Annotated in this window: 19 protein-coding genes and 7 tRNA genes; 16 read left to right on the forward strand and 10 right to left on the reverse strand. The window is 73.3% G+C overall.

The annotated features are described in order from the left end of the window. Positions 1–76: 76 nt before the first annotated feature. The 4 genes from cbiE to OG448_RS25150 all read left to right on the forward strand — a co-directional run bounded on the left by cbiE (position 77) and on the right by OG448_RS25150 (position 7,217). Positions 77–1,294, forward strand: a complete 1,218-nt coding sequence (gene cbiE / locus OG448_RS25135; RefSeq protein ID WP_405557062.1) for a precorrin-6y C5,15-methyltransferase (decarboxylating) subunit CbiE — start codon at positions 77–79, stop codon at positions 1,292–1,294. A gap of 384 nt (positions 1,295–1,678) precedes the next feature. Continuing rightward, entirely contained in the window at positions 1,679–4,984 is a 3,306-nt protein-coding gene (cobT, locus tag OG448_RS25140) for a nicotinate-nucleotide--dimethylbenzimidazole phosphoribosyltransferase (protein ID WP_405557064.1), read from the forward strand. Between the two features lie 144 nt (positions 4,985–5,128). Further along, positions 5,129–6,364, forward strand: coding sequence for a uroporphyrinogen-III C-methyltransferase (gene cobA / locus OG448_RS25145; RefSeq protein ID WP_405557065.1), 1,236 nt, complete (start codon positions 5,129–5,131; stop codon positions 6,362–6,364). Positions 6,365–6,395: 31 nt separating this feature from the next. Further along, positions 6,396–7,217: a TrmH family RNA methyltransferase gene (locus OG448_RS25150; protein ID WP_405557067.1), complete on the forward strand. Its 822-nt coding sequence runs from the start codon at positions 6,396–6,398 to the stop codon at positions 7,215–7,217. Here OG448_RS25150 and OG448_RS25155 read toward each other — a convergent pair. Continuing rightward, positions 7,199–8,512, reverse strand: a complete 1,314-nt coding sequence (locus OG448_RS25155) for a protein kinase domain-containing protein (protein ID WP_405557069.1) — start codon at positions 8,510–8,512, stop codon at positions 7,199–7,201. The two genes, OG448_RS25150 and OG448_RS25155, sit on opposite strands and share 19 nt — an antisense overlap. A 942-nt stretch (positions 8,513–9,454) precedes the next feature. On the opposite strand from OG448_RS25155, the gene OG448_RS25160 reads away from it, so the two are divergent. Then, positions 9,455–10,396 (forward strand): phosphotransferase family protein, encoded by a 942-nt coding sequence (locus OG448_RS25160; RefSeq protein WP_405557071.1) that lies wholly within the window; start codon positions 9,455–9,457, stop codon positions 10,394–10,396. An 81-nt stretch (positions 10,397–10,477) separates the two neighbouring features. After that, the gene (locus tag OG448_RS25165) at positions 10,478–10,771 is read left to right on the forward strand and encodes a zf-TFIIB domain-containing protein (protein ID WP_405557073.1); all 294 of its coding nucleotides are present in this window, start codon (positions 10,478–10,480) and stop codon (positions 10,769–10,771) included. Positions 10,772–10,827: 56 nt separating this feature from the next. Here the strand turns inward: OG448_RS25165 and OG448_RS25170 are convergent. From OG448_RS25170 to OG448_RS25190, 5 genes are all read right to left on the reverse strand, one after another. Beyond that, positions 10,828–10,899 (reverse strand) — tRNA-Val (locus tag OG448_RS25170). A 63-nt stretch (positions 10,900–10,962) separates the two neighbouring features. Continuing rightward, positions 10,963–11,034 (reverse strand) — tRNA-Val (locus tag OG448_RS25175). A 26-nt stretch (positions 11,035–11,060) separates the two neighbouring features. Beyond that, positions 11,061–11,132, reverse strand: a tRNA-Val gene (locus tag OG448_RS25180). A gap of 1 nt (position 11,133) precedes the next feature. Beyond that, positions 11,134–11,207, reverse strand: a tRNA-Cys gene (locus OG448_RS25185). 38 nt (positions 11,208–11,245) lie between these two features. Then, a tRNA-Gly gene (locus OG448_RS25190) sits at positions 11,246–11,318 on the reverse strand. A gap of 179 nt (positions 11,319–11,497) precedes the next feature. On the opposite strand from OG448_RS25190, the gene OG448_RS25195 reads away from it, so the two are divergent. The 3 genes from OG448_RS25195 (at position 11,498) to OG448_RS25205 (ending at position 14,284) form a co-directional block, all read left to right on the forward strand. Beyond that, positions 11,498–12,571: a chorismate-binding protein gene (locus tag OG448_RS25195; RefSeq protein ID WP_405557075.1), complete on the forward strand. Its 1,074-nt coding sequence runs from the start codon at positions 11,498–11,500 to the stop codon at positions 12,569–12,571. Next, the gene (locus OG448_RS25200) at positions 12,568–13,389 is read left to right on the forward strand and encodes an aminotransferase class IV (RefSeq protein ID WP_405557077.1); all 822 of its coding nucleotides are present in this window, start codon (positions 12,568–12,570) and stop codon (positions 13,387–13,389) included. The genes OG448_RS25195 and OG448_RS25200 overlap by 4 nt, the downstream gene beginning before the upstream one ends. A gap of 70 nt (positions 13,390–13,459) precedes the next feature. Further along, positions 13,460–14,284: a GNAT family N-acetyltransferase gene (locus OG448_RS25205; RefSeq protein ID WP_405557079.1), complete on the forward strand. Its 825-nt coding sequence runs from the start codon at positions 13,460–13,462 to the stop codon at positions 14,282–14,284. A gap of 4 nt (positions 14,285–14,288) precedes the next feature. Here the strand turns inward: OG448_RS25205 and OG448_RS25210 are convergent, their stop codons facing one another. Next, positions 14,289–14,813, reverse strand: coding sequence for a DsbA family protein (locus OG448_RS25210; protein ID WP_405557081.1), 525 nt, complete (start codon positions 14,811–14,813; stop codon positions 14,289–14,291). Between the two features lie 244 nt (positions 14,814–15,057). Between OG448_RS25210 and OG448_RS25215 the strand changes: the two genes are divergently transcribed. Then, positions 15,058–15,504 (forward strand): hypothetical protein, encoded by a 447-nt coding sequence (locus OG448_RS25215; protein ID WP_405557082.1) that lies wholly within the window; start codon positions 15,058–15,060, stop codon positions 15,502–15,504. A gap of 188 nt (positions 15,505–15,692) precedes the next feature. Further along, entirely contained in the window at positions 15,693–15,845 is a 153-nt protein-coding gene (locus tag OG448_RS25220; RefSeq protein ID WP_165425682.1) for a hypothetical protein, read from the forward strand. 78 nt (positions 15,846–15,923) lie between these two features. Here OG448_RS25220 and OG448_RS25225 read toward each other — a convergent pair whose 3' ends face one another. Both OG448_RS25225 and OG448_RS25230 read right to left on the reverse strand, forming a co-directional pair. Continuing rightward, on the reverse strand, positions 15,924–16,484 hold the full coding sequence (locus OG448_RS25225; protein ID WP_405557084.1) for a CGNR zinc finger domain-containing protein: 561 nt from the start codon (positions 16,482–16,484) through the stop codon (positions 15,924–15,926). A 287-nt stretch (positions 16,485–16,771) separates the two neighbouring features. Further along, complete coding sequence (locus OG448_RS25230) at positions 16,772–17,185, reverse strand: SsgA family sporulation/cell division regulator (RefSeq protein WP_010351314.1); 414 nt, start codon at positions 17,183–17,185, stop codon at positions 16,772–16,774. A gap of 190 nt (positions 17,186–17,375) precedes the next feature. Here OG448_RS25230 and OG448_RS25235 point away from each other — a divergent pair, with 190 nt between their 5' ends. The 3 genes from OG448_RS25235 (at position 17,376) to OG448_RS25245 (ending at position 18,350) form a co-directional block, all read left to right on the forward strand. After that, positions 17,376–17,828 carry a TIGR02611 family protein gene (locus OG448_RS25235; RefSeq protein WP_405557087.1) on the forward strand — a complete coding sequence of 151 codons (453 nt, stop codon included), beginning with the start codon at positions 17,376–17,378 and terminating at the stop codon, positions 17,826–17,828. Positions 17,829–17,889: 61 nt separating this feature from the next. After that, positions 17,890–17,961 (forward strand) — tRNA-Val (locus OG448_RS25240). Between the two features lie 317 nt (positions 17,962–18,278). Further along, a tRNA-Val gene (locus OG448_RS25245) sits at positions 18,279–18,350 on the forward strand. A gap of 86 nt (positions 18,351–18,436) precedes the next feature. Here OG448_RS25245 and OG448_RS25250 read toward each other — a convergent pair. Further along, positions 18,437–19,162: a 3'-5' exonuclease gene (locus tag OG448_RS25250; RefSeq protein WP_405557089.1), complete on the reverse strand. Its 726-nt coding sequence runs from the start codon at positions 19,160–19,162 to the stop codon at positions 18,437–18,439. A gap of 168 nt (positions 19,163–19,330) precedes the next feature. Here OG448_RS25250 and OG448_RS25255 point away from each other — a divergent pair, with 168 nt between their 5' ends. Next, positions 19,331–19,897, forward strand: a complete 567-nt coding sequence (locus OG448_RS25255; RefSeq protein ID WP_405557091.1) for a DUF4365 domain-containing protein — start codon at positions 19,331–19,333, stop codon at positions 19,895–19,897. Continuing rightward, entirely contained in the window at positions 19,894–21,129 is a 1,236-nt protein-coding gene (locus OG448_RS25260) for a hypothetical protein (protein ID WP_405557093.1), read from the forward strand. The genes OG448_RS25255 and OG448_RS25260 overlap by 4 nt, the downstream gene beginning before the upstream one ends. Positions 21,130–21,202 lie beyond the last annotated feature (73 nt).

Raw genomic sequence — 21,202 nt, forward strand, 5'->3', positions numbered from 1 at the left:
GCCGGACCACCAGGTAACCTCACCAAGCCCGTACCAGGGCACCTGACGACACACCGACACCTGGAGACTGACGACGATGGCCGACCGGGTCACGGTGATCGGCTGGGACGGCTCGCCGCTGACCGAAGCGGCACGCGGCGCCCTCGGCGCCGCCACGCTCGTCGCGGGCGCCCCCCACCACCTGGCGCTCCAGGAGATCCCGGCCGCCGCCGAACGCGTCCGCCTGGGCAGCGTGGGGCTGGCCGCCCGCCGGATCGCCGGCCACCGCGGCACCGCCGTCGTGCTCGCCGACGGCGACCCCGGCTTCTTCGGCGTCGTCCGCGCCCTGCGCGCACCGGAGTTCGGCCTGGAGGTCGAGGTCGTGCCCGGCGTCTCCTCCGTGGCCGGCGCGTTCGCCCGCGCGGGCATGCCCTGGGACGACGCCCATGTGGTCGTCGCACACCCCCGCACCCTGCGCCGCGCGGTCAATGTGTGCCGCGCACACAGCAAGGTCGCCGTCCTCACCGCACCCGGCGCCGGACCCGCCGAACTCGGCCTGCTCCTGGACGGGGTGCACCGCACCTTCGTCGTCTGCGAGGAGATGGGCACCGAGAACGAACGCGTCAGCGTCCTCACCTCCGACAAGGCCGCCGACCACACCTGGCGCGACCCCAACGTCGTCATCGTCATCGGCGGCCCCCAGACCGCGCTCGTGGGCGACGGCTGGATCGCCGGACGCGACCCCGGCACCGGCCCGCGCGGCTGGACCCAGCCCGACGAGGTGTACGGCGGCGTCCTCGGCGAGGGCGAGAACGAACTGCTCCGCGCCGCCCAGCTCGCCCGGCTCGGCCCGCGCACCGGCGACCTGGTGTGGGACATCGGCTGCGGCTCCGGCGCCTTCGCCGTGGAGGCCGCCCGCGCCGGTGCCGCCGTGCTCGCCGTCGACGTCGACCCCGAGTCCTGCGCCCGGACCGACGCCGCCGCCCGCCAGTTCGGGGTCCAGCTCCAGATCGTGCGCGGCGAGGCGCCGCACATCCTGGAGAACCTGCCCGAGCCGGACGTCGTACGCGTCGGCGGCGGGGGAGCGGCCGTCGTCTCGGCCGTCGCCGACCGGCGCCCGCAGCGCATCGTCGCCCACGCGGCCACCCGGGACGCCGCCGAACTCATCGGCCGGGACCTCACCGAGCACGGCTACCGCGTCGAGTGCGCCCTCCTCCAGGCCGTCGGACTCGATACGAAGTCCTGGACGGAGAACGAGCGGAGCGTCGTCTTCCTCCTCGGCGGCGAGCTGCCCCCGCGCGAGTCCGCGCGCTGAACCACCGCCGCCCTTCCCGACGGGTTCGCCCCGTGATCGGTTTGTCGTACCGCGCGCGGTAGGCTGGCCGATCGTTGTACCGCACCCGCGGTCCGGAAGTTCGTTCGTCAATGTCCGGAAAGCTCGCCCGCTTTGGGGCGGTGGGTGAGGTACGGCAAAACCGGAGGACGCGCAACGTGGCGCAGTCCACAACGGGCTGTCACGCGATCTCGCTGTCACGACGGCCGAACGGCCGCGAGAATGCCACCGAATGGCTTTGTCGCCATTTCTGGCGGGTCGTTCGTGCCGATGCGCACGGACGCTCGTTCTCACTACGGGGCGGTCGGTGCGCCGTTCCGGGTGAGCTGGTCGTAGGAGCACTAAACCGATGGGCGAGGGGTACGCATGACCGACACCGGCCAGGTCCCGGCCGAGGGACAGCCGGAGAGCGCAGGCATGGTGGAGCAGCCGGGCCTCGGGCACGGCGCGTACACCTACCTCGCCGAGGCGCCTGCCGAGGACGAGGACCTGCTGCTGCCGGGCGCTCAGGGCGCGTGGGGCAACGAATTGCCGCCCCCCGCCCCGGCACCGATCGTCGAGGCCGTCCACCAGCCCGACGCCCACGAGACGGCGGGCCGGGACACCGGCTCCGTCGACCTCGGCGGCGTACGGCTGCCCGAGCAGGGCCCCGGTCCCGTGCAGCCGCCGCGCCGCCCGCTGCACCTCGGCCCGCCGATCCCGGACGCCTCCGCCAGCCCGGTCCGCTCCCTCGCCGACCGTGGCCCCGCCGGAACGCCGGTACGGCCCCTGGCCGGGCCCGAGTACCTCGACGTCCAGGCGCTCCCCGACCCGGTCCCGCAGGCCGCCGCGCCGTGGGGTGCGGGACCGGTGGAGGCCGTCGCACCGGCCGCCGAAACGGTTGTTCCGGAGATCGTGGTGCCGGAGCAGGCCGTTCCTGAGGCGGTTGCCCCTGAGGCGGTTGCCCCTGAGGCGGTCGTCCCGGTCGAGGTCGTCCCGGTCGAGGTCGCCTTGGAGGAGGTTGTCCCGGAAGCAGCCCTGCCGGAGGCTGTCCTGCCCGACGCCGAAAGTGCGCCGGTCGAGCCGGTCGAGCCCGCGGAAGCCGCGCAGGCCGCCGTGGACCGGCTGACCGCTCAGGCCGAGGCCGCCGTGGAGGAGGCGCCGGAGGCCCCCCTCGTGGCCGAGATTCCGGAGCCCGAGGTGGCCGAGCCGGTGCTGGACGCCGTGCCCGACGCGGCTCCGGGGCATGAGGCGGAGGCGGCCGTCGAGGAGGCGCTCGTCGAGGTCGCCGAGGCGGAGGCTCCTGCCGAGGAGGCGCCCGAGGACGTGGCGGCTCCTGTCGAAGAGGCCCTGATCGAAGAGGCCGTGATCGAACAGGCCCTGATCGAGGAGGTCCCGGTCGAGGAGGCCCCGCAGGCCGTCGAGCCCCTCGTGGCCCCCGAGCCCGAGGTCCCGGTCGCCCCGCTGGAGGAGGTCGTGGAGACCCCCGCACCGGAGCCCGTGGCCCCGGTAGCCGCCCCCGAGCCCGAAGCCCCGCTCCCCGCCGAGGAGTTCCTGCTGCCCGAGCCCGAGGACATCCCGATGGCCGCCCCGCAGCCCCCCGTCTTCGAGGCCCCCGTACCCCCGGCCCCCGTCGAGGCCCACGAAGCCCCGTCCGGCCCCCAGCTCCAGGCCCCCGGGGAAGCGCCCGCCCAGGCGGAGCCGCTGCCCTCCGGTCTGCCGCCGGCGCCGCACCCGGAGCAGCCGCTCGGCCAGTTCGTGGCCGTGGACGGACAGGTGCCCACCACCCCGCACCTCGCGCCCACCCCGCCGCAGCCGCTGATCCTCCCCGACCTGGACGCCGTCGCCCCGCAGGGGCCCGCGGCCGAGGAGCCCGAGCCGGACCTCGTCCAGCACGCCGAGGATCTCGCCACCACCGACGCCGACCAGGACGAGGAGCCCGAGCACGCCCTCCCGCCGGGCCCGGCCGCGCCCGCGTACAACGACGCCGAGCGCGAAGCCGTCCTGAAGGTGATCCGCGAGCGCCGAGACATCCGCAACGGCTTCCGCAGCGACCCGATCCCGCACGACGTGCTGCTGCGCGTCCTGGAGGCGGCCCACACCGCGCCCTCGGTCGGCCACTCGCAGCCCTGGGACTTCGTCGTCATCCGCTCCGCCGACACCCGGCGCGCGATGCACGACCTCGCCATGAGCCAGCGCGAGGCGTACGCCAAGTCGCTGCCCAAGGGCCGGGCGAAGCAGTTCAAGGAAATGAAGATCGAGGCCATCCTCGACACCCCGGTGAACATCGTCGTCACCGCCGACCCCACCCGTGGCGGCCGCCACACCCTCGGCCGGCACACCCAGCCGCAGATGGCGCCGTACTCCTCCGCGCTCGCGGTGGAGAACCTCTGGCTCGCCGCGCGCGCCGAGGGCCTCGGCGTCGGCTGGGTCAGCTTCTTCGACGAGCGGGAGATGGTCCGCGCGCTCGGCCTGCCCGAGCACCTGGAGGTCGTCGCCTACCTCTGCGTCGGGTACGTCGACGAGTTCCCGGACGAACCCGAGCTGATGCAGGCCGGCTGGTCCAAGCGCCGCCCGCTGTCCTGGGTGGTGCACGAGGAGACGTACGGCCGCCGCGCCCTGCCCGGAGAGGACCCCCACGACCTGCTTGCCGAGACCGTCGCACAGATCCGCCCGCTCGACGCCAAGGCGCTCGGGGAGGCGTGGGAGCGGCAGAAGCGCATGACCAAGCCGGCCGGCGCGCTCGGCATGCTGGAGATCATCTCCGCGCAGCTCTCCGGCCTGTCCCGGCAGTGCCCGCCGCCCATCCCGGAGCCCGCGGCCGTCGCCGTGTTCGCCGGTGACCACGGTGTGCACGCCCAGGGCGTCACCCCCTGGCCGCAGGAGGTCACCGGGCAGATGGTCGCCAACTTCCTGGGCGGCGGCGCGGTGTGCAACGCCTTCGCCAACCAGGTCGGCGCCGAGGTGTGCGTGGTGGACGTCGGCGTCGTCGCCGACCTGCCGGCCACCCCCGGTCTGCTGCCCCGCAAGATCCGCGGCGGCACCTCCGACATGACCACCGGGCCCGCGATGACCCGAGAGGAGGCCAGAGCCGCCATCGAGGTCGGCATCGAGACCGCCCGCGACCTGGTCGCCGCCGGGAACAAGGCGCTGCTCACCGGCGAGATGGGCATCGGCAACACCACCTCCTCGGCCGCGCTGATCTCCGTCTTCACCGGCGCCGACCCGGCCGAGGTCACCGGGCGGGGCACCGGCATCAACGACGAGACCCTGGCCCGCAAGACCGAGGTCGTCCGCCGGGCGCTGGAACTCCACCAGCCGGACCCGGCCGACCCGATCGGTGTCCTCGCGGCCCTCGGCGGCTTCGAGCACGCGGCCATGGTCGGACTGCTGCTGGGTGGCGCGTCGCTGCGCACGCCGGTGATCCTGGACGGGGTGAGTGCCGGCGCCGCCGCGCTGGTCGCCCGCGCCATCGCCCCCGAGGTGCTGGCGGCCTGCATCGCCGGTCACCGCAGCGCCGAGCCCGGCCATGTGGCCGCGCTCAACAAGCTGGGGCTGCGCCCGCTGGTCGACCTCGACCTGCGCCTGGGCGAGGGCACCGGCGCGCTGCTGGCGCTGCCGCTGGTGCAGAGCACGGCCCGCGCGATGCACGAGGTGGCGACGTTCGACTCGGCGGGCGTCACCGAGAAGTAACCGGCGGACACGGGTGGTCCGGCCCGGCGTTCACCCACCGGACCGCCCGTGACCCACCCGGGGCCCAGACATTAAGATCCGCACGTCAGGGCCGCTCCGAAGGCGCGGCGCGCCCACCGCACACCGCACGAGGAGCCGCACCTCATGGCCGAACACCCCGCCTACCCCGTGGGCCTCCGCCTGACCGGTCGCCGCGTGGTCGTCCTCGGCGGCGGCCAGGTCGCCCAGCGCCGCCTCCCGGCGTTGATCGCGGCGGGCGCCGACATCCTCCTCGTCTCCCCGGAGGCGACCCCCTCCGTCGAGGCGATGGCCGACGCCGGTGAGATCACCTGGCTGCGCCGCCCGTACGCCGAGGGCGACCTCGTGGGCGCCTGGTACGCCCTGATCGCCACCAGCGACCCCGTCGCCAACGCCACGGCCTCCGCCGAGGCGGAGGCCCACCGCGTCTGGTGCGTCCGCTCCGACGACGCCGACCAGGCCACCGCGTGGACGCCCGCCACCGGCACCAGCGAGGGCGTGACCGTCGCCGTCCTCACCACCAGCGCACGCGGCCGCGACCCCCGGCACACCGCCGCCATCCGCGACGCCGTCGTGGCGGGCCTGAGCGACGGCACCCTGGTCGCCCCCCACCACCGCACGCGCACGCCGGGCGTCGCCCTGGTCGGCGGCGGCCCCGGCGACCCCGACCTGATCACCGTCCGGGGCCGGCGCCTGCTCGCCGAGGCCGACGTCGTCATCGCCGACCGGCTCGGCCCGCGCGACCTGCTCGCCGAACTCCCGCCGCACGTCGAGGTCATCGACGCGGCCAAGATCCCCTACGGGCGGTACATGGCCCAGGAGGCCATCAACAACGCCCTGATCGAGCACGCCAAGCAGGGCAAGTCCGTGGTGCGGCTCAAGGGTGGCGACCCGTTCGTCTTCGGCCGGGGCATGGAGGAGGTGCAGGCGCTCGCCGAGGCGGGCATCCCCTGCACCGTGGTCCCCGGCATCTCCAGCTCGATATCGGTGCCGGCCGCGGCCGGGATACCCGTCACCCATCGCGGGGTCGCCCATGAGTTCACCGTGGTCAGCGGCCATGTCGCCCCCGACGACGAGCGCTCCCTGGTCGACTGGCCCGCGATGGCCCGCCTCACCGGCACCCTCGTCGTCCTGATGGGCGTCGACAAGATCGGCAGGATCGCCGAGGCCCTGATCGCCAACGGCAAGGACCCCGAGACCCCCGTCGCCCTCGTCCAGGAGGGCACCACGGCCGCCCAGCGCCGGGTGGACGCGACGCTCGCCACCGTGGCGGAGACCGTCCGCACCGAGGCCGTGAAGCCCCCGGCGGTCATCGTCATCGGCGCCGTGGTGGACGCGACCCCGACCACCGAACAGCCCTGACCCCTTCGGAAGAACAAGGCACCAGCACCCCGTGGCCCAGCTCATCACCGTCGACGACCCCGCCGACCCGCGCCTGCACGACTACACGAACCTCACCGACGTGGCCCTGCGCCGCAGGCGCGAACCCGCCGAGGGACTGTTCATCGCCGAGGGCGAGAAGGTCATCCGCCGCGCGGGGAACGCCGGTTACGGCATGCGCTCGATGATGCTCACTCCGAAGTGGGTCGACACCATGGCCGACCTCATCGACGAACTGACCTGCCCGGTCTACGTCGTGAGCCCCGAACTGGCCGAGAGCGTCACCGGGTACCACGTCCACCGGGGCGCCCTCGCCTCGATGGCCCGCAACCCGCTGCCCACCCCGGCCGAGCTGCTGGAGTCCGCCGGCTCCCGGGGCACCCCGCGCCGGGTCGCGCTCTTCGAGGACATGGTCGACCACGCCAACCTGGGCGCCGCCTTCCGCAACGCCGCCGCCCTCGGCGTGGACGCCGTACTCCTCACCCCGCGCTGCGCCGACCCGCTCTACCGGCGCTCGGTGAAGGTGTCCATGGGTACGGTCTTCGCGGTGCCGTACGCCCGCCTGGAGTCCTGGCCGCACGACGCGGACACGCTCCGCGCGCACGGCTTCGAGCTGGCCGCACTGTGCCTCTCGGACGACTCCGTCGACCTGGACGAACTCGCCGCCCGCCGCCCGGAGAAGCTCGCCCTGATGCTGGGCACCGAGGGCGACGGGCTGTCCCCGGCCGCGCTCGCGGCGGCCGACGTCCATGTGCGCATCCCGATGGAGGCCGGCGTCGACTCCCTGAACGTGGCGGCGGCCTCGGCGGTCGCCTTCTACGCCACCCGCCCCTGACCGTCCCCCGCTACGGGGGCCTGCTGCACGCCGGTACGGTGCTCGCCGTCGTCCCCGCCCAGGCCGCGTGCCGGGCCGGAACAGCCCTGCGCCACCGCGATGCCCAGGGCGACCAGCAGCGTCACCACCACGAACACGGTCAGCCGCTGCCGCAGCAGCCGGGGGTTCGCCGGGCGGAGCTTGGTCCCCGTGGTGCGCGGCGCCGGACGGCCCGCGCCACTGCGCGGAGCGGGCCGGTTGCCGGTCCCGCGCCCGGACGGGCTCGGCCGGGTGCCGGGCCGGGACGCGACACCGCCGCGCGAAGGAGCCCCGCCCCGCGAGGGCGCGGCACCGCGCGGCGGCGGGGTACCGGGAGCGGCCCGGCGCTGCGTGGTGCGCTGCTGGTCGGGTGAGGTGTCCGCGAGCCGCACCGAGGCCCGGTCCGACACCGGCGCCCGCGGCCCGGGCGGCCGTACCTCACCGAGACCCTGTGCCTCGCGGGCCGCGATCTCCTTGAGCCGCAGCGACAGTTGGAGCGTGCTCGGCCGGTCCGCGGGGTCCTTCGCCAGGCAGGCCCGCACCAGCGGCGCCAGCGCGTCCGGCACCCCGTGCAGATGCGGCTCCTCGTGCACCACCCGGTACAGCATGACCTCGGAACTGCCGTGCCCGAAGGGGGAGTCACCGGTCGAGGCGTACGCCAGGGTCGCGCCCAGCGAGAACACGTCGGTGGCCGGAGTGACCGCCGCCCCGCGCACCTGCTCCGGCGCCAGGAAGCCCGGGGAACCCACCGCCGTACCGACATGGGTGAGCGTGGAGGCGCCGGTGGCCCAGGCGATGCCGAAGTCGATGATCCGCGGGCCCTTGGGGGACAGCAGGATGTTGGACGGCTTGAGGTCCCGGTGCACCACACCGGCCTCGTGTACCGCCACCAGCCCCTCGGACAGTGCCGCGCCGATCGCCGCCGTGTCGGCCGCGTACAGCGGGCCCTCCTCGGCGACCTTGTCGTGCAGGGAGGGGCCGGGCACGTACTGCGTGGCGAACCAGGGCCGCTCGGCCTCCAGGTCCGCCGCCACCAGCCGCGCCGTGCAGCCGCCCCGGATGCGCCGGGCCGCCGACACCTCGCGCGCGAACCGCGACCGGAACTCCTGGTCCTCCGCGAGATCGGGCCGGATCACCTTCAGCGCGACCCGCTGGCCCTTCTTGTCCGAGCCGAGATAGACCACGCCCATCCCGCCCGCGCCGAGCCGTCGGTGAAGCCTGAACGAGCCGACGACGCGCGGGTCCTCGCGCCTCAGGCGCATCATCGCCATGTTCATCCCCGCTGCCCGGTCCCTGTGACGTGCCCAGCTTACGTTTCCACGGCCGCCCGCGCGCAGAGGCCGCGCCCTCTCGGGCCGATGGATTGCGCCTACCCCACGCTGGAGGTGAAACGCGGTCAGCGACACGGATCTTGCTGTGTGGTTGATGTAAGGACGTCGTCAACCCTGTGACCAGGCAGGGTCGTTGACTTTCGGTCAACCCACGCCAACCGTCATCGGCCCGTCAGGCGGGGGAGGAGCATCCGGCCGCCGCCGCGACGCCCGGCGGTGCCTTCCCTCCCGCCGGCCGTGCCCCCGGACGGCCAAAGTGACTGAAGTCACGCCAATCCACCCCTGGGAGGAGAAGCGGGGGCGGCCGACCGCGTCCCCTCCGGGAAGACCCTGAGACTCCACCGCACGTCTCCACCCAGGGGAGTACGCGCGGACAGGAGGCTCATCCTCCGGGAGGCCCGCCATTCGGTACGAGGGCATGACGCCTGCCCGGCGCCGCGAACCTAGATTTGAGGTCAAGCGGCGGGCCCGGCGCTCGCCCCCCGAGGCCACACGCCCGCCGCTGCCAACAACCGAATCGGCCGGGAGAAGGAACCATGGCCCCCACGGCACCGAGGCGCGACACACTCCTCCGACGCCGCGCGGGCCGTCGCCACCCCTTGGTGGCGACGCTCATGGCCCTTCCCCTGGCGGCCCTGCTCCTGCTCGTCTTCGACGGCTGGGAGACGGTGGCCACACAGGCGTCGTCCGTGGGTGCGATGCTGGGCCGCTGAGAAGCGGTCCAGGCCCGGAAGAGCGGTCCGGGCGGGATCTCCCTTACATCCAGGAAACCCCGTGGGGACGGGGGTGCGACGGACGGCACGCAATGCCGGCGTAGCTGGGGAGCTGCGCCGGCATTGCGTTTCCGCCGGCCCAGGGGGGCGTCTTCCCCCAGTACGCTCACCTCCCGTGACAGCACAAGCAGTCCCGGCCCTGACGGCCCGGCTCAAGGCGGCCGTACACCCTGGCGCCGGGCCGTGCGCCTGCGTCTGCGGCCCGCTGGCCGACCGCCCGGACGCCACCGTCGTCCGGCACGGCGCGACCGTCGCCAAGGCCCACGCCCTGGACACCGACCCGCACGAGCTGGCCCGCCGCCTGACCGTCGCCGCCCGCCTCCCCGGCATCCTGCTGCCCCCGCTCACCCCGGTCCCGGCCCGCCTGGGCGAACGTCTCGTCACCCACTGGCCCTACGGCGACCCCGTCGACCGGGACGACCCCGACGCCGCCCCCTGGGAAGCCACGGCCACCCTCCTCGCCCGCCTCCACCGCACCCCTCCGCCCCCGGGGCTGCCCCCGATGCGCGGTCCGGCCAAGGCGGCCCTGGCGATATCCCGCCTGCGCCGCACCCTGAGCGACCACCCCTCCACCGAGGCCCCGCCCGTCCTGGCCGCCTGGGCCGGCCTCCCGCCCTGGGCCCGCGCCGAAGCCCCCGTCCCCGGCACCCCGTTCCTCTGCCACGGCGACCTGCACCTCGGCCAGCTCGTCCGCCACCCCGCACCCGACGGACCCTGGCACCTCATCGACGTCGACGACCTCGGGGCGGGCGACCCCGCCTGGGACCTCGCCCGCCCCGCCGCCTGGTACGCCTGCGGCCTCCTGTCGCCCGGTGAATGGCTCCGCTTCCTGACCGCCTACCAGGCGGCGGACGGCCCGGCCGTGCCCCAAGGGGCCGACCCCTGGCCCGTACTGGACGTCCCGGCCCGCGCGCTCACCGTGCAGACCGCCGCCCTCGCCCTCACCAAGGCACTCACCGCCGGGCGCCCGCTGGACGAGGTGGAGCGGGCCGTCGTGGACGCCTGTGCCCGAATGACCGGCGCCCCCGCCCCGTTGGCCCGCGATTTCCTCAAATAGGCTGCAACCGACCGGGGCAGGACGGAGTCTGTCCTGGGGAAACACCAAGCAGGACCCGACGGCGAGGAGTTGAGCCGAACCATGCAGTGTCCGAAGTGCCATGCGCCGATGCAGACCTACAACCGCAACGGCATCCAGATAGAGCAGTGCAACGGCTGCCGCGGCATCTTCCTCGACTACGGCGAGCTGGAGGCGCTGACCCGCCTGGAGTCGCAGTGGTCCCAGCCCGGCCCGCCGCCGCCCGCCCCGCAGGGCTACCCCGCCGCGCCCGCGCCCGCCTGGGGCGCCCCGCAGCACGGTGGCCACCACCAGGGTGGCCACTACGGCGGCCACCAGCGCCACAAGAGCTTCGGCCACATGCTCTTCTCGAGCTGACCCGGACACGAAGAAGCCCCCGGCCGTACGAGACGGCCGGGGGCTTCTTCGGTGTGTGGACGATACTGGGATTGAACCAGTGACCTCTTCCGTGTCAGGGAAGCGCTCTCCCGCTGAGCTAATCGTCCTCGGGGCCACGATCACTCGATGTCACTCGACGTCGCTCCATGGAGCGGATCATGGGCACTGCGTGCGCGATACTGGGATTGAACCAGTGACCTCTTCCGTGTCAGGGAAGCGCTCTCCCGCTGAGCTAATCGCGCGGGATGGGACCTTCGAGAAGATCCAGTGGACGATACTGGGATTGAACCAGTGACCTCTTCCGTGTCAGGGAAGCGCTCTCCCGCTGAGCTAATCGTCCTTGGAGGTGGAGACGGGATTTGAACCCGTGTAGACGGCTTTGCAGGCCGTTGCCTCGCCTCTCGGCCACTCCACCAGGAGTGTAGGGGATCGGGAAGACCCCTGGTTCCTGCGAGCGGACGACGAGGCTCGAACTCGCGACCTCAACCTTGGCAAGGTTGCGCTCTACCAACTGAGCTACGTCCGCTTGTCGTTTCGGTCGGCTTGCGCGTCCCGGCGACGTGTTGAACTCTAGCGGATTCCTGAGCCAGCACAAAAACGCGTTTGCGCAGCGTGCTGCGGTGCACCCGGCGGACACCCTGGTCAAGGGCCCGGCGGGTCGCCCGTCCGGCTCGGCTTTCGGACACCCGGCCTAGACTCGGCCACGTGCTCCACCTCCCGGCCGCCGCCCCCTCCCGGACTCCTCTGGCCCGCTTCGGCGACCGGCTCGCCACCGGTCTCCTCGACGTCACCAGCGACCCCGCCGCCCTCGACTCCACCGGCTTCTGGGCCGTCGTCGCCGACTTCGAGGGCGGACTGACCTGCGCACGCTTCGCCGACGTACGGCAGGCGCCCGTCCCCGCCCCGGTACCGGGCGCCTGGCAGGGTCCGGTACCCGAGGACTGGACCACCTCCCTGGACCGCGCCGCCTACATGAGCGCCGTCCAGCGCATCCGGGAGCACATCGCGGCCGGCGACGTCTACCAGGCCAACCTCTGCCGGGTGCTGAGCGCGCCGGTCGGCCCCGACGCCGACGTCGACGCCCTCACCGCCCTGCTGGCCCGCGGCAACCCCGCCCCCTACGCGGGCACCGTACGGCTGCCGGAGCACGGGGTGGAGATCGCCACCGCCTCGCCCGAGCTGTACCTGCGCCGGACCGGCCGCACCATCGAGTCCGGCCCCATCAAGGGGACGGGGCGCACCGAGGCGGACCTGCTGGAGAAGGACCACGCCGAGAACGTGATGATCGTGGACCTGGTCCGCAACGACCTCGGCCGCGTCTGCGCCACCGGCAGCGTCACCGTCCCCGAGCTGTGCGTCACCGAGAAGCACCCCGGACTCGTCCACCTCGTCTCCACCGTGCGCGGCGAACTGGGCGAAGGGACCGGCTGGCCCGAGCTGCTCGCGGCCACCTTCCCGCCCGGCTCGGTCACCGGCGCCCCCAAACCGAGCGCCCTTACGATCATCGCCGCCCTGGAGACCGCCCCGCGCGGCCCCTACTGCGGCGGCATCGGCTGGGTCGACGCCGACCGGGGCACGGCCGAGCTGGCCGTGGGCATCCGTACGTTCTGGATCGACCGGTCCTCCGACGGCCCGGCAGCGCTCCGCTTCGGCACCGGGGCTGGGATCACCTGGGGCTCCGACCCGCTCGCGGAGTGGCGCGAGACCGAACTGAAGAGGGCCCGGCTGCTCGCGGTAGCGTCGGGGCAGTACCAGGAAAGTGGAAAGGCCCGCACATGAGCATCTGGCTGGACGGCGCCCTTCGGGACGCCACCACCGCGAGCGTCTCCGTCTTCGACCACGGGCTGACCGTGGGCGACGGCGTCTTCGAGACGCTGAAGGCGGTCGACGGCAAGCCGTTCGCGCTCACCCGGCATCTCGACCGGCTGACCCGCTCCGCCCGCGGGCTCGGCCTACCCGACCCCGACCACGACGAGGTCGCCCGCGCCTGCGCGGCCGTACTGGAGGCCAACCCCATGCCGCTCGGGCGGCTTCGGGTCACCTACACCGGCGGCCAGGCCCCCCTCGGCTCCGAGCGCGGCGAGCACGGCCCGACCCTGGTCGTCGCCGTGAGCGAGACCACCCGCCGCCCCGACTCCACGGCGGTCGTCACCGTCCCCTGGATCCGCAACGAACGCGGCGCCCTCACCGGCCTGAAGACGACCTCGTACGCCGAGAACGTGGTCGCGCTGGCCCGCGCGCACGAACAGGGCGCATCCGAGGCGCTGTTCGCCAACTCCGTCGGGCAGCTCTGCGAGGGCACCGGCTCCAACGTGTTCGTCGTCCTCGACGGCGAGATCCACACCCCGCCGGTCCCCTCCGGCTGCCTGGCCGGCATCACCCGCGCGCTGACCGTCGCGTGGACCGGCGCCAAGGAGACCGACCTCCCGCTGGACGTGCTGGAGCGCGCCGACGAGATCTTCCTGACCTCCTCGCTGCGCGACGTCCAGGGCGTGCACCGGGTCGACGGCCGTGAACTGCCGGGCGCACCGGGCCCGGTGACCGCGAAGGCCATGCGGATCTTCGAGGAGCGCTCGCGCGCCGAACTGAACCCGTGAGACCCCATCCGCCCGGCCGGCGGCGGTAATTGGGCTGAACATGCGCCGCCGAGCGGGTACAACTCCCGTGATGACGACGACACTGCGGCCGACCGAGCCGCTTCAGCAGCACGCGGACGGCACCCGTTCGCGCCGCTTCCAGGTGTGCGTGAACAGCCGTCCGGTGGGTGAGGTCCACCTGGACACCTCACCGTTCCTCGGCCCCTCGGTGGCCCGCGTCACCGCGCTGCGGATCGACGAGCCCGACCAGCGGCGCGGCCGGGGCACGGTGGCCATGCTCGCCGCCGAGGAGGTGGCGCGAAGCTGGGGCTGCCGCCAGATCGAGCTGACCGTCCCGGCCGCGAACGAGGCCGCGTCCCGCCTCGCGGACGCCCTCGGCTACGTCCCCCGCAACCGGGGCATGCGCAAGCGGCTCGGGGACGAGTCCCCGCAGCTCCCGCCCGGCAGCACCGCCCGCCCCATGACCGAGGGGGAGTTCACGGCCTGGCAGGAGGCGGAACGGGTGCGGTACGCGGGGGAGTGGATCGAGCGCGGCGTCCCCGAGGCCGACGCCCACGCCAAGGCGCGGCGCGACCACGCCACCGTCCTCCCGGACGGCCTTGCCACCGAAGGGGTCTGGTTCGGTGTCCTGGAGCACGAGGGAACCCCGGTCGGCCACGTCTGGCTGGGCCACCGCGAGGGCGAGCGCTGGATCTATGACGTCCAGACCGACGAGGCCCGGCGCGGCCGGGGCCACGGCCGAGCCCTGATGCTCCTCGCCGAGGCCCGCACGATCACCGAGGGCGGCCGCACCCTCGGCCTCAACGTCTTCGCGGGCAACACCCCGGCCGAGCGGCTGTACGAGTCGCTCGGCTACGGGACGACGTACCGCACGCTGACCAAGCCGCTGCTGTAGTGGCTCAGGCCCCCGCGCCGGCCAGCAGGCGGTCGGCGATCTCCTCGATCCGCTCGCGCAGCCCGTCCTGGCTCTTGCCGCCGTCCAGGCGCTCGCCGCCGATCACATAGGTCGGGGTACCGGTGACGCCGATCGCCTTGCCCTCGGCCTGGTCGGCGTCCACGATCAGGATGTGCCGCCCGTCGATCAGGGCGACCTCGAACTCCTCGGCGTCCAGGCCGAGTTCGCGGGCCGTGTCCAGCAGCACGGCCTCGCCCCGCCGGTCCAGCTCCTCCGTCCGCGCCAGCACCGCCTCGATGTACGGCCAGCCCTGCCCCTGCTCCACCGCCTCCTCGGCGGCCTGCGCGGCGGCGAAGGAGTGCTTGTGCTTCTCCAGCGGGAAGTGCCGCAGCCGGATCTCCAGCCGGTCGCCGTAACGGGCACGCAGGGCGCGTACGTCGTCCAGGGCGCTGTGGCAGTCGGGACACTGGAGTTCGCACCAGATGTCGAGCACGACGGGCTCGGGGTGCGCGGGGGAGGTGTCGCTCATGCGGCCCAGTCTTCCAGGCTGGCCCGGCACGGCCCAATCCCGGCGATGGACGCCCTCCCTGGTGGGGACCCCGACAGGGGCCGGGGGCATCCCTGAGAAGTCCCTGATCTCCGGGCCGGACCATGGCCCCGCCGGGGGCGGACGGTGCAGGATGGAAGGGACGAAGCGCACCGCCGGTGCCCCTCGCCGCTCCGGCCCGTGACACCGGACCGGAGGACCGAATCGACCCCGCCAGGAGGACCGGATGCTCGCCGAGACCGTCTGCTCCGCCGTGTCCGCGGCGGGCCTGGGCATCGCCGCGGTCACCGCCTACCGCAAGCGCTTCCTGACCGCCCTGCGCATAGCCGCCTACTCACTGATCCCGGTGGGCCTGGTGATGACGGGCGCCGTCGGCTGGCTGGCCAGTACCGCCTTCAGCCCGCTGGCCTGGGCCGGCTTCGGGGTGCTCGGCGCGTCCTGGGCACTCTTCGCCCTGGTCCGCGCCGTGGAGCACCGCCGGGGCAGCCGCGCCGCGCGGGCGACCGCCGGTGACGATTCGACGGCGCCGGTGAGCCCGTCCGCCTCGGCACCCGCCCTGGGCCGGACCGCGGGACAGGGCTCCCGGCCCGCCACCGCACCCTCCACTTCGTCCAAGTCCTCCTCGGACGACTTCAGCGACATCGAGGCCATCCTCAAGAAGCACGGCATATGAGCCACTGGCATATGCCAGCACCGATGACCTGGGCATGATGGACCTGTCGCCACATAGCGTCACCCCGCGCGCGAAACCGTTCACCACGCGGAGCGACGCGAAAGCTACGGTACGAATTCGACGCAGTCCCGCACTTTACGTGTGTGTTGATCGCGTACAGGGCTGACCTGGGCCATCATCACCGCGAGATGGTCGACACGACACAGAGCGAGGCCGCGCCGCAGAAGGACGAGCCGCGCGGGTGCCTCTTCGCCCTTTCCCAGCCACCGCTGATGATCTTCCTGGCGGTGATCGGGTGTCTGATCCTCATGGCTGCGCTGCACGATCTGCTGTTGCTGTGAGCCGTACGCGCCCGTCCCGGCGTCACCCGCCGGGGCCGGCGTCGCACCGGACCCGGAGCGGCCCCGCCGCACCTCTGCTCAGCCGGCCGCCTCCTTGCGGCGCGCCCGGTAGGCGGCCACATGCAGCCGGTTCCCGCAGGTCCGGCTGTCGCAGTAGCGGCGCGAGCGGTTGCGGGAGAGGTCCACGAAGGCGCGCCGGCAGTCCGGTGCCTCGCAGCGCCGCAGCCGCTCCTCCTCGCCGGCCACCACGAAGAAGGCCAGCGCCATCCCGCAGTCGGCCGCGAGATGGTCGGCCAGCGAGGCGCCGGGGGCGAAGTAGTGCACGTGCCACTCGTAGCCGTCGTGGTCCGTCAGCCGCGGGGTGGTGCCCGCGGCCGCGACCAGATCATTGATCATCCCGGCCGCCGTACGGGCGTCCGGGGCGGCGAAGATCCCCGCGAACCGGCTCCGGATCTCCCGCACCGCCGCCAGGTCCGGCTCGGACAGCGTGCCGATGTCGCTGACGGCGTGGCCGCGGGTGAACTCCGCCAGCGCCGCCACGTCCGGCAGTCCGTCCGTCGCCGTGTCGTCCTCCGGCGCGGTGTTCACCAGATCCACCACGGTGTCGAGCGCGCACCGGGTGTCGTGGGTGATCAGCACGTTTCGCTCCCTGGCCTGAGGGTCGGGCGGGCGCCCGCCGATGGGGGCAGATGGTAGCGACAACCGCGCCCGCCCCACCGGGCGCCGCCTGACGGCGACCCCCTGCCCGTGCAACGCCCGCCCCGCCGCCGGGGTTCCCCGGACCCCGTGAACGCTGCCCACGGCACAGCGACGCCGCCTCCGTGAACGCTCACGGTGACGACGCCGCTGGGTGCCCTATGCGGTTGTCTCGGCCCGCGCCGTCTCCCCGAGTGGACGGCGCCGGGCGGCTCGGTGGGGTGTCGTGGCTAGTTCTCCGCCAGGATGTGCGACAGCTCCTGGTCGAGATCGAAGTGCCGGTGTTCCGTGCCGGGAGGCACGGCGGCGTCGGTTCGCTTCAGGAAGGACTCCAGGGCCCGTGCGGGGGCCTCCAGCAGTGCTTCGCCCTCGGGAGAGCTGAGGGCGATGCAGACGACGCCCTGACCATGGCTGCGCGATGGCCAGACGCGGACGTCGCCGGTGCCGGTGGGGCGGTGCAGCCCCTCGGCGAGGAGGTCGCGGGCGAACACCCACTCGACGGTCTCCTCGGCTCCGGTGTGGAAGGTGGCGTGCACGGCGTAGGGGTCGGCCGTGTCGTACCGCAGGCCTGCGGGGACAGGCAGGGAGGACTCGCTCGACACAACGAGGCGCAGGTGCAGCTCGCAGCTGACCGTGGTGTTCATAAGCGCCAGGGCCTTTCGCTCAGTGTGCGCTCGGGGATTCGCACGTCGGCGAAATCGACATGCCACCTACGGTGCCGTTGTAAACCCCTTCGAGGGTTTTGCGTGGCTTTAGGTACCTCTTCCGGCCGAGAAGTGATACGAGATCTGCCACCATTCCAGTGACTCATTCGCTCCGGTAGGGTTTGACCGTATGAATACGGGGAGTGACGAGCCGGGTGAGGTCGCCGTGGTGCCGGACAAGGCGGAGACGGGCGAGGGGCCGGCCGACGACGGCCTGGGCTCGCGGGCGCCGGAGTTCGTCAAGCAACGCAGGGCTCTGCATCTGAGCTGGCAGGTCGGTGTCTTCGTGATCGGCCTCGCCGTGGTCGCGGCGGGCATCATCATGCTCCCGCTGCCCGGACCCGGCTGGGTCGTGATCTTCGGCGGCATGGCGATCTGGGCGACCGAGTTCGTCTGGGCCCAGCTCGTGCTCCGCTGGACCAAGCGCAAGGTCACCGAGGCCGCCCAGAAGGCCCTCGACCCCAAGGTGCGCCGCCGCAACATCACCCTGACCGTGATCGGGCTGGTGATCATCGGGGTGCTGGCCGGGATCTACCTCTGGAAGTTCGGCGTCGTCGCGCCCTGGCGGATCAAGGACCAGTGAGCCGGTGCCGCAGGTGGTCACAGGCACCCGCTGACATGGGGTAATGTTCTTCCTGCGCCCGGGGCGATTAGCTCAGTGGGAGAGCGCTTCGTTCACACCGAAGAGGTCACTGGTTCGAACCCAGTATCGCCCACCCTGGACCGAAGGCCCGTCTGCGAACAGCAGGCGGGCCTTCGGCGTGTGCACGTAAAAAGCGGTGGACACCGTCAAGGACCGACGGCTTCCGGCCGACGGTGGAAATGCCGACGATATTCCGATGGAAAGCGTCCGGATTTCCCGCAAGTGCGACAACATGCGAATTCCCCGCGCCGCCAAGTCCCCTTTGCGCGCCCTCTCCTGATTCCCGGTCACTTCGATCCGGCACCGTGCGCACGGCACTCGGGGCCCCCGGAGCGGGAGGCGGCGGTTTGGACTCACCCCGCCCGGACCTGTATGGTTCAGGGCGTTGCCGGGCGATTAGCTCAGTGGGAGAGCGCTTCGTTCACACCGAAGAGGTCACTGGTTCGAACCCAGTATCGCCCACCGGCACGAGAGCCGGTCCGCACACAGCGGGCCGGCTCTTCCGCTGTCCGAAGCCGTACACACCGCAGCCGTACACACCGCCCCGGCTACGCCGCCGCCGACAGCTCCTGCCGCAGCGGCCACTCGGTACTCACCAGCTCCGGCGACCCGCTGCGCGCGAACCACGCCTGCAGACCCCGCGCCTGCGCCGCGTGCCAGCCCACCTGCAACGCGTGCAACTCCGCCGGGGACAGCCGCTCCAGCCGCGCCGCGAACCGGCGTCCCATCGCCCGCACCACGTCCAGCGCCGCCATCGCGTCCGCCGCCGCGTCGTGCGCGCCCCGCAGCTCCACCCCGTACTGCTCGCACAGGTCGCCCAGCGTGCGACGGCCCTTGCGGTAGCGGTCCAACTGCTTGTCCATGACCCTCGGGTCCAGCACCCTCAGCGGCGCCGACTCGAACCAGCGGTCCAGCGACGACGCCCGGTGCCGGCGCAACTCCCGGTCCAGGAGCGTCAGATCGAAGGGCGCGTTCATCACCACCAGCGGCCGGCCCATCGCCGTGTGCTCCGCCAACTGCTGGGCTATCTCGTACACCACCGGCGCCGGCCAGCGGCCGTTGCGCTGGAGGTGGTCCTCCGTCAGGCCGTGCACCGCCGTCGCCCCCTCGGGGACCGGCACCCCCGGACTGACCAGCCAGCGGCTCACCCGCGGCCGCGTCCCCGGCGCGTCCTGGACGACGACGGCGGCCGACACGATCCGGTCGGTCTCGACGTCAACGCCCGTCGTCTCCGTATCGAAGGCGGCCAGCGCCCCTTCGTACCAGCACGTCATCGCAACCCAACTCCTCGCCCGCACATGGCGGCTGACGTTCCGTCTTCTGCCCGTTTGGTGATACCCGGCCCGTTTGCGCCGTACGCCGGGAGGAGACAACAGGAGTACGGGTCTTTGCAGTTCAGCGGCCCGCAGTGGGGAAACCCCCGGTTCGGAAGGCTGTTGTCCATGGCCATGGCGCAGCCCGAGCGGGGCGGGCTGCTGCCCGACCGCACGGGTCACCTTCGCGGCACCCTCGCCACCACCGCCTGCATGGAGACTTTGCAGGTCGGCTATCTGCACGCGGTCGCCGCCGCGGCCGGCTGCTCGCTGTCCCAGCCGTTCCCCGACAACGGCATCGACTGGCACGTCAGCCACAGCGCCCCCGGCCACACCGTGGACGACGAGGTCACCATCAAGGTGCAGCTCAAATGCACCTACCAGCTCGCCCCCAGGCCCCCCGGCCCCTCCTTCGCGTTCACGCTCGACAACGACCACCTGCGCAAACTCGCCCGCACCCCCGTCTCGGTGCACAAGATCCTCGTCGTCATGATCGTCCCGCGCTCCCAGGACGACTGGCTGCGCGCCGGACATGACCGGCTCGACCTCCGGCACTGCTGCTACTGGGTCAACCTCGCCGGACACCCCGTCACCGGACGCACCCGCACCACCGTCCGCGTCCCCACCGCGCGCATCTTCGACGACCGTGCCCTCTGCGAGATCATGACGCGCGTCGGCACCGGAGGCAGGCCATGACAAGCCCCGACGAACCCCTGCGCATGCTCCGCCCGCACCCCGACGACTCCGCCTGGCACCGGCCCCCCGACCCCGCCCGCGTCGACCCCGCCGACCTCGGCACCCTGCTCCGCCGCCACGGCTGGCTCCGACGCGGCGGAGTCCCCGGACGCTACGGCCGCTGGACCCCGCCCATCCCCGCCGAAGGCCCCACCAGCCTCCTCGTCCCCGAGAGCCGCGCCTTCCCCGACGCCGACGACCTCCTCGGGGAAGCCCTGCACGCCCTCCACCGCAGCGCCGCCCCCTCCGCCCGCGAGATCCTCATCGCCCTCGCCGTCCCCAGCGACGAGATCCGCTGGCACCGCGACACCCCCGCCGGACCCGTCGACGGCGCCACCCCCTGGACCCTCGACGAACGCCTGCGCACCGCCGCCCGCCAGACCCTCCTCGCCGCCGCCCTCGCCACCCGCGCCCGCACCGGCTACCACGGCGCCCGGCACCGCGGCCCGGCCACCGCACTCCTCGGCGACGTCCTCCTCGGGCCCGCCACCGAAGGCCGCGCCCTCACCGCCTTCGCCCCCGCCCCCACCGGCCGGCCCCTCACCGTCCGCCTCCACCACGCCCTGCACGCCACCCGCGAGGCCATCGACTACCAGCGGGCCACCGGCGCCATGGACGCCTTCGACGGCGCGGTGGAAGCCGGCGTCAGCCGCGAACTCACCGAGGCCCTCACCGCACTCGTCCGGGGCACCGAGGGCGCCCGCATCGCCATCGCCTGGGCGCCCGCCGCCGGAATCCCCGAAGGCTGCGCCCCCTCGGCCGGACCCGTCGAGTTCTCACCCGGCGACCTCCCCGCCCTCCGTGCCGCGGGCGCCCGTTACCTGCGCGCCGAACCCTCCGTGGCCGTCAGCGTCACCGGTGTCGTCGTCCGGCTGCGCCGCTCCGGACCGCGGGGCGCGGGCACCGTACGGCTGCGGGTCCTCACGGGCGCCGAGGTCCCGCACCTGCGGCTCACCCTCGGCGAGGAGGACTACCGGACGGCGGGCCACGCCCACCTCGTCGGCCTCCCGGTCCGCGTGCGCGGCCGGCTGGAGCGCCGCGGCGGCTTCCGCAGGCTCACCGGCGCCACCGGTGTCGTCCCCGTACGGGTCGACGAGACCGAACGCGACCGGCTGCTGAAGTCCCTCCAGGAGAACCTCGACTTCTTCGAGGAGGCATGCGGAGAGGCGTACGGGGACGGCGACGGAAAGTAACCGTTTCGCGGTCGGCGGGGGCGGGTCGGTACGATCCCTTGTGCGCGCGCTCCTGGTACGGCGCCGCACTCAG

The sequence above is a fragment of the Streptomyces sp. NBC_01171 genome, from assembly GCF_045039805.1.
Taxonomy (GTDB): domain Bacteria; phylum Actinomycetota; class Actinomycetes; order Streptomycetales; family Streptomycetaceae; genus Streptomyces.